Below are 11,979 nucleotides of genomic sequence, written 5' to 3'. Positions count from 1 at the left end.
TGATCACTTCGAGGCCGTACGCGCCATTGGCATTCGCGCGCCAGGGAGGGCGCGGGCAGGTGCGCCCGGCTGAGGCTTGCTGGACCTGTTCCACGGTGATGAGGTGCTCCCAGAGTCCCCGAAGTCGTACGTGTACACGAAGTGAGCGCCCGGTTTGAGCAGGGCGGCGAGCGTGGCGGTCCGCTCGTCGCGGAAGTCGAGTTCGCCGTCGGGGCGGCCGTACCGGACGCCGTCGATGGTGAACGCGTGCATATGGCAGTTCTGCCAGCCCATCGCGTCCTGGATCACGGAGTGAAGCCGGTCCAAGTGGATGGAGGCGGGCACCAGCAGTTGCCGCCAAACCCGCGGATCGTCCACGTCGGCGAGTTCGACGCGGACCCGCAGCACCGCGTCGCCGGGGCCGGGCCCGCCGCGCGTCCGGGCTGTCTCGGTGCGTCCGTCCGCCGTCAGTTCGGCGGTGTCCTCGGTGAGGAGGACGGTGCCCAAGGAGGTCATGGCCTTGAGGACCCGTTGGACGTCGTGGTCGCCTGCGGCACGCACATGCCGGAGGCGGTCGGGGGACAGGTCGTCGACCAGGTACAGCCGGCTGACCGCATGCCACACCACCTCGTACAGGTCACTGAGCGGCACCGGGGTGATGGCCGCGTACAACTGCTGCAGCAACACCCGCAGGCCCCGGTCGTACTCGTGCGTGAACAGGGACTCCAGCCAGCCGGAGACCGTCATGGCCGGGCCGATGCGCGGCAGCGCGGCGAACAGGGCGCCACGCAGTTCGTCGGGGTGGTCCAGCAGCTTGGCGTTGTTCTTGACTGGCAGCAGGCGCCCGCCCGAGGTCCGCAGCAGTCGTGCCGCCTTCGCCCACTCGACCAGCAGGGTGAGGTGGTACAGCTCCTCGCTGGACTTCGTCTTGAACGTACCGTCCCCGATCACCGGGTCCATCCGGTCGCCGGTGTCCAGAGCCTCCACCAGTGCCCGCGCGTCGGTAAGTGTCACACGGCCGGTCTGGGTCAGTTTCCGGCCCGTGCCGACCCAACCGACCAGCGCTCGCACCTGCTCGACGGTCCTGGCGCCGGCGTTCCCTGTGCTTCGCATGGGGCGACATGGAAGTGGCAGACTGTGACGGTGGCAACGCGCGACGAGGAACTGCTGGCCCGGGTCCGGGAGATGAGGGAGCGCGGCAGCGCGCCGAAGCAGATCGCGAAGGCGCTGGGGCTCCGCCCGGCCCAGGCCACCGCGCTGGTCAGACGGGTCGCCGAGGCGGCACAGGTGAATATCGCGCCGGATGAGCGGCCGGTGGTGGGCTGCTGGGTCAACGCGGGCTGGAGCGCGGGACTGGACATGGCCGAGGCCCCCGACTGGGCGGCGGCCGACCCCCTCGGCCAGGAGCCGGACTCGGGCACGGGCGGCTTCGCCCAGATTCTCCTCGCCCGCCAGGAACGTGCCAGCAGGGTGACCGTCACCGGGTTCCTGGTGGACGTGTACTGCCTGGGAGTCAAGAACGTCACCGACCCCGAGGTGATGGGGTCCGGATCCCTGACCGCGTACGTATCGAAGTACTACTCGGCCTTCGATCACCGGCCGCTGCCGATCGGCGTGGCGCAGGCACAGACGATCGTGCACGATGCCCTCGCCTACGCCCGCGGTCTTGGCTTCGAGCCCGCGGACGGCTTCGCCGACGCCGCGGTGCACCTGGGTGTCCCGCCCGGCGACCGGCCCGTCATCGGCTTCGGCCGGGAAGGCAGGCCGTTCTACTTCCCCGGCCCCTACGACGACACGCGCACCGTGGTCCAGATCCTCGAACGCACCTGCGGCACGGGCAACTACGATTACGTTGCCCATCTGTAGGAACGTGACGCGAGCGGCACGAAGAGGGAAACGCGAGCAGTGATACCGGCCGAGCAGCAGCAGGAGCCCATCGGCGCTCCACGGGTCCGGCACACCGAGCACGAGGCGCAGGCCAACCTGCTGGCGGTGCTGCGCCTGTGCATGACAGGGAAGCTGCGGTGCAGCGAAAAGACCCGCCGCCCCGGCACCGCCACCGTCTCGGCGGTCGCCGAGGTCCTGGACGGCGGCGACTTCTATCCGCACGAGGCCATCGCCGCCTACGCCTGGCCGATGCTGCTCCAGGCAGGCGGCCTCGCCCAGCTCACCGGCGGTCGGCTGGTGCCGACCACGCGCGGACGGGCGGCGCTGACCCGGCCGCCGCACCTGGCCATTCCTCAGCTGTGGCAGCGCTGGCTGAACAACAGCATCCTGGACGAGTTCTCCCGCGTCGAGGAGATCAAGGGCCAACGCTCGGCGAACGTCCTGACCGCCGCCAAACCGCGCCGCAAGCTCGTCGGCCAGGCGCTGGCCGGTCTCACCCCGGGTGAGTGGATGCCCGTTGACGGCCTGTTCACGGATATGCGCGCGGCCGGTCTTGATCCAGTCGTCCACCGCAGTGAACGCGCCCTGTGGAAGCTGTACCTGGAGGATCCGCAGTACGGCAGCCTCGGCTACGACGGCCACCACGGCTGGCCCCTCCTCCAGGGCCGTTACACCCTGGCGGTGCTCTTCGAGTACGCCGCCACGCTCGGCCTCATCGACATCGAGTACGTCTCCCCGGCGGGCGCCCGCGATGACTACCGGGACAACTGGGGTGGCGACTACCTCGACCAGCTCAGCCGCTACGACGGCCTGTCCGCGCTCCGCCTCAACCCCCTGGGCGCCCACGCCGTCGGCCTCACGGGCGACTACGTCCCTGGCCAGGTCCCCGCCTCGGCCGTCCCGACGGGCACGATCACCGTCCTGGCGAACTTCGACATCGTCGCCCTCGACGGGCTGCCATCCGCCGAAACCCTCCTCCTGGACGCCTTCTGCGACCGGAAAACGGGCCGGGTCTGGACACTCACCACCGCTTCTCTCCTGGACGCCCTTGACCGAGGGCACACCCTCGACGAGCTCCGTGGCTACCTGAACCAGGCAGCCACGCACCCCGTACCCCAGACCGTCGCCACCCTGCTCGACGACGCCGGCCGCCGCACCGGCCGGCTCCGGGACACAGGGCAGACCCATCTCATCGAGTGCGCGGACGAGGCACTGGCAGCCCTGATCATCAGCGATCGCCGCCTGCGCGTGCTGTGTACCCGAATCGGCGAACGCCACCTCGCCGTCGCCCCCGACCGTCTGCCGGCGTTCCGCAAGGCTGCCCTGGCCCTGGGCTATCCGCTGGGTTGATGGCACGAGGAGAGCCGCTTCGGGGGATCTCGGGCCAGGGCCGGGGCGCACTCGTTGCGTAACCTCTGATCGCCGGCAAAGGGCGCATTCACCCATGCCTGAAATGTATTGAATGCCAGGAATGAATGAGACCAAAACCGAGACCAGGGCACGCCAAGTGTCGGACCACGAGCTGCGGTCCGAGACTTTGTTTCGACTGTTCAGGCGGCAGCGGAGGATACGAGATTCGAACTCGTGAGGGGTTGCCCCCAACACGCTTTCCACCTGTTCGTGAGCAGGTTCGCATGGGTTCGCAGGCGTCCTGACCTGCGGCTGGGCGCGCTCGTTAGGGTGTGGTGAACGGGCTTGGACGTGGCTGAATGCAACCCGAACTGCAACCCCGTCGGGGTGCGGGCGCCGCGTAGTGACGGGGCCCGCCGCTCAGGTGACGGACCGAGGCCGGTTCGACGGAGCGCTCCTCACTTGAGGTCTTCCGGAACCCAGCCGGGCGGAACCTTAGGAAGCCCGATGAGGGCGTCGATACCGAGCTGTTCCTGGAGCAGGGCTTTGAGCCCGCGGCCGTCGATGAGCTGCATGCGGCCGGTCCGATGGGCGAAGTCCAGGCTGGTCTTTCCGAACCACGCGGTGGTAACGAGGATGCCTTTCGCGGCGGCTTTGTCGTGCATGACGCCGGCCAGCGCGCGGACGGCTTCCGCCGGAACGGTGTTCTTGGTGCGCTTGGCCTGGATGATGCACAGGCCGCCCGTCATCGGATCCTCGTTCGTCGCGACGGCGTCGATCCCGTCGTCTCGCGATGCCTGGGTGACCCACGCCTTCATGCCGTACGCCTCGAAGAGGCGACGGATGAGGTGCTCGAACTCGATGGGATCCAGCGCCATCAAGTCCGGCCTGCTGTCGAGCCCGGCCACGACGTCCACTTCAGGGGCGAACTTGTACTTGCTGAGGTCGAACGTAACGACGGGGCGGACCGGTTCGAGGTCGTAGGGGTGCTGGGAGACGATGGCGTTGAGGTGGCGCAGACATTGGACCGGGTCGAGTGCGGGTTCGTCCAGCACCAGGTCCTCGAAGTCATCACGACTGCTGCGTACGCTGACCAGGCAGGGACGAATGGCCTTCCCGGTGGCCCGGTCCTTGCTCCGGACATGGCCGTTGAAGGCGACGATATCGACGAGCGACGGCGGGCTGGCGGCCAGCACCTCGTTGATGGCGCGCAGCGCCAGGCGAGCGACGAGCCGTGAGTACTGCTGCTTGACCTCCGCCTCTTTTCTGGGCTGAGGGACGACTGCGGCCGGTGCGGTGGCCTTGAAGCGGAACTGCGCGACCGCGGGCACGACCTCCTGCCCCGGAAGGTCCGTCTCTACGACCAGTTCTCGTGTCTCGGGCGCGAACACGGCACGCCACTCACCCCGCAAGCCCTCTGGATCGGGCAGATCCGCCAGGGCTCGTCCGATCGCTTCGACCAAGCCGTCCGATCCGCTGCTGTTGAAGGCGTCCTCCACGGCCGTCCGGTGACCGTACAGACCCGCCGGCCTCTGCAGGAGGACCGCTTCAAGGGACTCGATCCGCTCCTGAACCTGCGTTGTGCGGTCGGCTGCCTCGGCCTTCAGCGCTTCGGTGCGCGCCAGTTTCGCCTGCCGCTCGGCGGTGGCCTTGGCCTTGGCGTCGTCCCGTTTGCGACGTTCCTCGGCCTGTCTCTTGGCGGTCTGGCGTTTCTCCAGTTCGCGTTCGATCTGCGCGGCCTTGCGCGCTCGCTCCGTGTCCTTCCGTTCCTTCTCCTTCCGTGCCCGCTCCCACTCCCGTGCCTGCTCCCGCTCCTGTTGCGCTCGGGCCCGCTCCTCGCGGGTCCGAGCCTGCTCGGCGGCCCGCGCACGTCGGGCCTGTTCTTGCTCCAACCGCTTCTGCTCGGCGGCCTTGGCCTTCTTCGAGTCCTGGTACGCCTTCAGTAACTGCCCGGCCAGCGACTTCTTTCGTGCCACGGTTCCCCTCCCGACGCTCGTGCTCGCCCTCAGATCTGCCCAGCCCGGCCAACGGGCAACCGGCAGGTACAAGCGCCCGACGTCAAGTCCGAACTGGCGTGCTTCCGGCGCATGGCTCTTGACCACGGGGGTTCTCAACTGATGGGGAACGGCCACCGCCAGGAGGGTGCCGTAACCGAGGTGCAGCCGGCCTTGGCCCAGGGGCGGGTCTATCGCCGACAAGGCAGGGCACCACCCCCGCGCTGCCGATCAACCTGCCGGACGTGGAGTTCTGAGGCGCGAGGAGGAGACCCGATGAGCCTTGGTCCGTTCGCTCGGCCACTGCACGCTGTGGCCGAGCCCCTGATCCTCGCCGGCTGCGACCAGGGCCGAGCAGGGGCAAGCCCGGTACGCCGTCTGGCAAGCCGACGAGGAACACGGCTAGTGCTTCCAGTAGTCCAGCGACGGAGCCCCCAACGCCCTTTCCAACTCTGAATGGCGCGTGACACCGTGGTTCAGGGAACCTGGGGCAGCCGTGCCGGTACGGTCAACCTGTCCGAACAGCGACGGATGAGACATCACGGAGAACCCCGCCACGATCGCGAAGGCGCCTCGCGTGGTGGTGGGGGGGTGGTGGCGTACGGCGGTGCAAACAGAACTGCAACCACGTCCGGGCGACACAGCATGTTCCCGAGCGCCTCAGGTCTGGCCGTAGAGCGTGGACAGACCGACGAGGACGATTCCGGGCCCCGCGTTTGCGGCGGCCGCCACTGCCTTGTCGTTGAAGCCTGCCCCGCTGAAGCAGATGAGCCGGGTGTGGGTGGTGTCGTAGCGTCCGGCCAGGGTGATGAGGTCGCGAATGCGCTGGAGACGTTCGATGTGAGCGATGCCGATGGTGTCGTTCCACTTGGCTTCGCCGATGGCGAGCAGGGGCGGCTTGGTGCCGTCGGCGATGCCGATGACCGCCACGTCGATCTCGTGACCCGTGCGGGCTTTTGGGTCGTGGACGACGCCGTGTCCGACGCGGGCCGGCAGGCCCCCGAGGAGGTCGGGGTCAGCATGGTGGAGTGCCCAGTCGCGGCAGACCTGTTCGAAGTGGGGGCCCAGAACATTGCTGGTGAAGCGGCGGCGGCTGGCCTGCCAGACGCGGGCGGCGCTGCCGGGGCGTTCGAGCTGGTCCCAGACCGGACGCATGATCGTGTGGTAGAAGGCGATCAGCGGTTCGGCGATGCGGTAGGTCGGCCGGTTCTCGCGAAAGGCGTCGGCGTCGCGGTGCAGGAGTCCGGCGTCTTCGAGGACGTTGATGGGATGGGCGATGTCGTTGGCCTTACGCTCCAGGTAGCCGGCCATTCCGCCGCGCGTGGCGTTGCCGTCGGCCACCGCGGCAAGGACCGACAGGTACAGGGCCGTGTCGCGCAGGTCGGGCTCCTCCGCCAACAGGTACCGCGCCTCACGGAACAGCGGCGTCTCGGGATTGAGGACGGTGCGGGCGACCCAGTCATCGAAGTCGTCCGGACCACTCGGGGTGTCGCCGCGGGCGAATTCGCGGCGGTAGGCGGGGGTGCCGCCGACGGTCGCGTTGACCTTCAGCGCCAGACGGGGGTCGGTGATGTCCCAGAATTCGGCGGCGAGGCGGTGGTCGAGGGGGCGGACGATCAGTTCGAGTCCGGCCCGGCCGCGCAGTGGGGCGTTGCCGGAGAGCAGCCTGCCCATGAAGGACAGGGCTGAGCCACACAGGAGCAGCCGGGAGCGGGAAGCCGTTCGCTGGTCGCGCAGTGGACGAAATGCCTCCTGGATCACGGAGGGGAGCTCGGGGTTGGCCCTGGCAAGGTAGGGAAATTCGTCGATCACGACGGGCACCGGGCGCTCGGAGCCGAGGGCGAGGAGGGCGTCCACGGCTTCCGCCCAGTTGGCGAAGTGGTAGGGACTGGCAGGGCGGGCGTGGTTGGTCAGTGCGGTGCTGAAGCGGCGTAGGGACTCGGCGTCCGCGGCCTCGGTCGCGCCGAAATAGAAGCCTCCGGCGGCCCGGCATGCGGCGTCGAGCAAGAACGTCTTGCCCTGTCGGCGGCGACCGGAGACCACTCCGAGCGTGGCGCCTGGTTGCGGGTCGGTGATGAAGCGGGTCAGTGCCGACCACTCGTAGTCGCGGTCGAACATCTCGGGAGGCTTGTCCACGCGCTGGTCCTCGCTTATAGGGGCACGGTTCTGTAAACTGTATCCCTATAAAGCCGGTCGTGCCGAGTGCGATCTTGGTTGTCCAGTCGGGGTACGCCGCCCACAGGGGCTGGCTCGGGACATTCGTGGGGCCCACGGTCTCGGTGCCGGAGTGTCGCTGGTCCGGAAGTGTCCGGAAGCGTGAGGAGCCACAGGGGCGCGCAACGCGCGTCTCACGCGTGCGCGCTACTTCGGCATGACGCCATGGGTACGGGAGAGCGTGAAGACGCGTTCGGCGTCCCGCAGGTGACACCAGGCTTCCAGGTAAGGCAGGTCGAGCGCCAGCGGCTAACGGCGCGCACCGTTCGGTTGCCAGAGGCGGCGACGTACTCGACGGTGATGGGCTGACCGCCGTCGATGGCACGGACAAGTTGGCGGGCATCGCTGTACGACAGTCGTTTCGCGCAGCTTGTGATGACCTCCTCGGTGTCCGCGGCTGTGCTCGTCTCTTCGGCGTCCGTGGCGAAGGGCAATCCTCCGTCGACCGGCGCCGGTTCGGGTGGGTGCCCGCGCTTGAGCGAAACCGGGAGGGGGCGTCCGCGGGGTGGCGGCCAGGGCCCGGCGGATGCTGCTGGCGCTGAAACGCCATACCGACGCCGTGCCGATGGTCTCCGGGTAGGCAGCGGAGTTCAGAAGCGCGGCTAGCCGAGCCGAGGGGATGCCGGTGACGACGCGGGGTGACGACGGTGGTGAGGTCGGCGCCGATCCGGGCCGCCGCGGTGGCCCGGCGGCAGCCGTCGGCACATTGCGCTCAGTCCTTGCATGTTATCGGACGCCGTGGGCGAGCACGCCGAGAATTCGGCCTCACGGATCACGGTCGCGAACGGCGTTCCGTCTTGGGGCAGCGCGTTGGCGAGCGGGAGGCGCCAGGCAATCAGGGGCACCAGATCCGAGGAGCCCCTGAGGCACTGCCTCACCGGGAGCTGGGCGGCTGCGGCCAGAAGCCCGTGGCGGGCCTGCACGCAGCTGTCGCAGGGCGGTGCGCTCGCGAGGGCGGGAGTGCCTTGCCGTCCTCGTGGCGAGCCCGGGGTGGGGCGAGTGGCACGGTGCGCCATGCCCGAAGCAGGACGGCGAACGGTTCCGGAGGTTCCTGTTCCTCCCAGGCGCCGTACGCATCGGTGGGTACCACGCGATCGCCGTCCTGTGCCAGGAGTCCGGCAGCGTGCGCAGTCTCCAGGGTGAGGCGCACGACGGGGTCGCCGGCTGGACGGCTTTGCCGATCCGGGCCAGTTCACGCGCACTGATCCCGCCGGACTTCAGCCGGGCGGGAGGGGTCGCGGAGTAGGCCGACAGGACTGAGAGGGCATGGGCCGCGAACGCGGTCGCCGCTGCTGACGCCTCGCGATCCACCTCCTGTGATCCGCGAGTTCGACACGGGCGCGGGATCCGCCTGGCGGGCGTCGGCGTCTTGTGTGGGCTGCATTGTCTACAGGGTGACGGGCCAACCGCTGGATGACATGGCCGTAATGGGACATGTGAAGGTAGCGAGCGTAAGCCGAAGGGCCGAACCACGATCGTGGTCCGGCCCTTCATTTCGCCTGTTCAAGCAATGGCGGAGGATACGAGATTCGAACTCGTGAGGGGTTGCCCCCAACACGCTTTCCAAGCGTGCGCCCTAGGCCTCTAGGCGAATCCTCCGACGGAGACATTACATGACGGGCTGGAGTGCTAGCGAACTCGTTCGCAGGGCCCTCTATCGGGTACTGTGAGGGCAGCCCCTCACGTGGCGCTATCTGACTGAACTCCCCCAGGGCCGGAAGGCAGCAAGGGTAGGTTGGCTCTGGCGGGTGCGTGAGGGGCGCTTGTGTGTCCGGAGCGACGGGGTGTGCCGGGGCCGGGGCGTTGTCGGTGGGCGGCATTAACCTCGTAGGCGTGTCGTCTCTTGCGCTGTACCGCCGCTATCGCCCGGAGTCGTTTGCCGAGGTCATCGGGCAGGAGCATGTTACTGACCCGTTGCAGCAGGCCCTGCGGAACAACCGGGTCAACCACGCGTACCTGTTCAGCGGGCCGCGCGGCTGCGGGAAGACGACCAGCGCGCGGATCCTGGCCCGCTGCCTGAACTGCGAGCAGGGGCCCACGCCGACCCCGTGCGGCGAGTGCCGCTCCTGCCTGGACCTCGCGCGGAACGGACCCGGGTCCATCGACGTCATCGAGATCGACGCCGCGTCCCACGGAGGCGTGGACGACGCCCGCGACCTGCGCGAAAAGGCCTTCTTCGGGCCGGCGGCCAGCCGGTACAAGATCTACATCATCGACGAGGCGCACATGGTGACCTCGGCCGGGTTCAACGCCCTGCTGAAGGTCGTCGAGGAGCCGCCGGAGCACCTCAAGTTCATCTTCGCCACGACCGAGCCCGAGAAGGTCATCGGCACCATCCGGTCGCGTACGCATCACTACCCGTTCCGCCTCGTACCGCCCGGCACCCTGCGTGACTACCTCGCCGATGTGTGCGGCCGGGAGAAGATCCCCGTCGCGGACGGTGTGCTTCCGCTGGTCGTGCGGGCCGGGGCCGGGTCCGTGCGGGACTCCATGTCCGTGATGGACCAGCTGCTGGCCGGCGCCGCCGAGGACGGCGTGACGTATGCCATGGCCACCGGTCTGCTGGGGTATACGGACGGCTCCCTGCTGGACTCCGTCGTGGAGGCGTTCGCCACCGGCGACGGGGCGGCCGCCTTCGAGGTCGTCGACCGCGTCGTCGAGGCCGGGAACGACCCCCGGCGGTTCGTCGCCGACCTCCTGGAGCGGCTCAGGGACCTGGTGATCCTCGCCGCCGTGCCGGACGCCGCGGAGAAGGGGCTCATCGACGCGCCCGCCGACGTCGTCGAGCGGATGCAGGCCCAGGCCGGTTCCTTCGGCGCCGCCGAGCTCAGCCGGGCCGCCGACCTCGTCAACGAGGGCCTCACCGAGATGCGCGGCGCCACCGCACCCCGGCTCCAGCTCGAGCTGATCTGCGCGCGCGTGCTGCTGCCCGCGGCCTACGACGACGAGCGGTCCGTGCTGGCCCGGCTCGACCGGGTCGAGCGCGGCGTGCAGGTGCAGGTCATGCACGGCGGTCCGGGGGGTTCGGGGGGTCCCGGGGGCGGTGGGTATCCCGCCATGGGGTACGTACCCGAGTCCGACGCCCACGGGCCGGGGGTGGGGCAGGGGGGTTCCGGCGCGATCGGCGGTCCTGGTTCCGGTGCCGGCGGAGGTCCCGGTGCAGGTAGCGGGGCCGGTGGCCCCGGCGGGGGCGGCCCGGCCGCGGGTGGCGGGGCCTCTGCCGCTCGTGCCGCCGCGCGGGCCGGTGCGGGCGGTGCTCCTGGGGCGGCTGGTGCCACCGGTGCCACCGGTGCCCCCGAGACGGCCGGTGCCGGCGCTCCCGGGAGTGATCGTGGCGCGGGCGGTGCGGCGCAGGCCGGGGGCGGTGGTGAGGCCGGTGGGTCCGGTGCGGGCGGCCAGGGTGAGGGCGATCCGGCAGCCGGTTCCGGTTCCGGCCGGGGCGGCCCCGGCGCGTGGCCCGAGGCGACTGCTAAGCGGACCGACGGCGGGTCCGGCCCCGGCGGTGCGGGGGGTTCCGGTACGGGGTCCGGTACGGGTTCCGGTGCCGGTGCGGAAGGCGCGGGCGGCGCCGCCGCAGGCCAGGGCGCGGGTGGTTCCGACACCCCGGCCCGGCGGCCCGGCGGCTGGCCCACCGCGGCCTCCACGGGAGGCGGCGCGCGGCCGGCGGGTGCCCCGTCCGGCTCCGCGTCCAGTTCCACGTCCGGTGCGGCGGAGGCGTCCGGCTGGGGGAGCAGGTCGGCGGGAGGTTCCGGGAGCGGCGCCCCGGCCGGGGGCGCGCAGGGTTCCCCGCCGTCCGGTGGCGGGGGCGGCGGGCTCGACCCCCGCGTGCTCTGGCCGAACATCCTGGAGGCGGTGAAGAACCGCCGCCGCTTCACCTGGATCCTGCTCAGCCAGAACGCCCACGTCGCGGGCTTCGACGGCACGACCCTCCAGATCGGGTTCGTCAATGCCGGTGCGCGGGACAACTTCGCCGGCAGCGGCAGCGAGGACGTACTGCGGCAGGCGCTGGCGGAGCAGTTCGGGGTGCAGTGGAACATCGAGGCGATCGTCGACCCCTCGGGCGGGTCCGCGCCGCCCGGCGGCATGGGCGGCCCCGGTGGTCCCCAGGGCGGCCGGGCCCCCGCGCAGCCCGCGCCACCGTCCCGGCCGGGCCCCGCGCGACCCGGCCCCGGATCCGCACCGGGAGCTGAGGGGCAGGGGCCCGGGGCAGGTCCAGGTGCGTCCGGGGGATACTCGTCCGGTTCCGACTCCGGTACGTCCCCGGGGTCACCCCGGTCGTCGAACGGCCAGTCCAGACCGTCGGGCGGCGCGAGCCCGTCGGGTCCCTCGCGCCCCGCGAGCGCCGGCGCCGCCGAGCCCGCCCCGTCCTGGTCCGCCGATCCGGGGACTCCTGCGCCGATCTCTCCCGAGGACGACATCCCGGAGGACGACGACCCCGACCTCGACGAGTCCGCGCTCTCCAGCCACGACCTGATCGTCCGGGAACTCGGAGCCACCGTCCTGGAGGAGTACGCCACCGAGTGAGCAGCCGGCGGGCACCGCGGCAGCCGCGGTC

The 11,979-nt window shown here is 70.3% G+C and carries 6 protein-coding genes, 1 tRNA gene and 1 other RNA gene; 4 read left to right on the top strand and 4 right to left on the bottom strand.

The window, feature by feature from the left end:
• Positions 1-3: 3 nt before the first annotated feature.
• Positions 4-1,092, bottom strand: a complete 1,089-nt coding sequence (locus tag Sm713_RS27490) for a plasmid pRiA4b ORF-3 family protein (RefSeq protein WP_249416728.1) — start codon at positions 1,090-1,092, stop codon at positions 4-6.
• Between the two features lie 30 nt (positions 1,093-1,122).
• Here Sm713_RS27490 and Sm713_RS27485 point away from each other — a divergent pair, with 30 nt between their 5' ends.
• Both Sm713_RS27485 and Sm713_RS27480 read left to right on the top strand, forming a co-directional pair.
• Positions 1,123-1,845, top strand: a complete 723-nt coding sequence (locus Sm713_RS27485) for a hypothetical protein (RefSeq protein WP_212915156.1) — start codon at positions 1,123-1,125, stop codon at positions 1,843-1,845.
• A gap of 39 nt (positions 1,846-1,884) precedes the next feature.
• Complete coding sequence (locus Sm713_RS27480) at positions 1,885-3,216, top strand: helicase-associated domain-containing protein (RefSeq protein WP_249416727.1); 1,332 nt, start codon at positions 1,885-1,887, stop codon at positions 3,214-3,216.
• A gap of 458 nt (positions 3,217-3,674) precedes the next feature.
• On the opposite strand, the gene Sm713_RS27475 is transcribed toward Sm713_RS27480, so the two are convergent.
• The 3 genes from Sm713_RS27475 to Sm713_RS27465 all read right to left on the bottom strand — a co-directional run bounded on the left by Sm713_RS27475 (position 3,675) and on the right by Sm713_RS27465 (position 9,023).
• Complete coding sequence (locus Sm713_RS27475; RefSeq protein ID WP_249416726.1) at positions 3,675-5,192, bottom strand: restriction endonuclease; 1,518 nt, start codon at positions 5,190-5,192, stop codon at positions 3,675-3,677.
• A gap of 678 nt (positions 5,193-5,870) precedes the next feature.
• A complete protein-coding gene (locus Sm713_RS27470) occupies positions 5,871-7,346 on the bottom strand; it encodes an ATP-binding protein (RefSeq protein ID WP_212912736.1) in 1,476 nt (491 codons plus the stop codon).
• A gap of 1,589 nt (positions 7,347-8,935) precedes the next feature.
• A tRNA-Ser gene (locus tag Sm713_RS27465) sits at positions 8,936-9,023 on the bottom strand.
• Between the two features lie 72 nt (positions 9,024-9,095).
• Here Sm713_RS27465 and ffs point away from each other — a divergent pair.
• An RNA gene (ffs, locus tag Sm713_RS27460) (signal recognition particle sRNA small type) lies at positions 9,096-9,194 on the top strand.
• Positions 9,195-9,257: 63 nt separating this feature from the next.
• Complete coding sequence (locus tag Sm713_RS27455) at positions 9,258-11,948, top strand: DNA polymerase III subunit gamma and tau (protein WP_212912735.1); 2,691 nt, start codon at positions 9,258-9,260, stop codon at positions 11,946-11,948.
• Positions 11,949-11,979 lie beyond the last annotated feature (31 nt).

The sequence above is a fragment of the Streptomyces sp. TS71-3 genome (assembly GCF_018327685.1).
Lineage (GTDB): Bacteria > Actinomycetota > Actinomycetes > Streptomycetales > Streptomycetaceae > Streptomyces.
The sequence above is the reverse complement of the archived record's forward strand: the minus strand, read 5'-3'. Positions and strand labels throughout refer to the sequence as shown.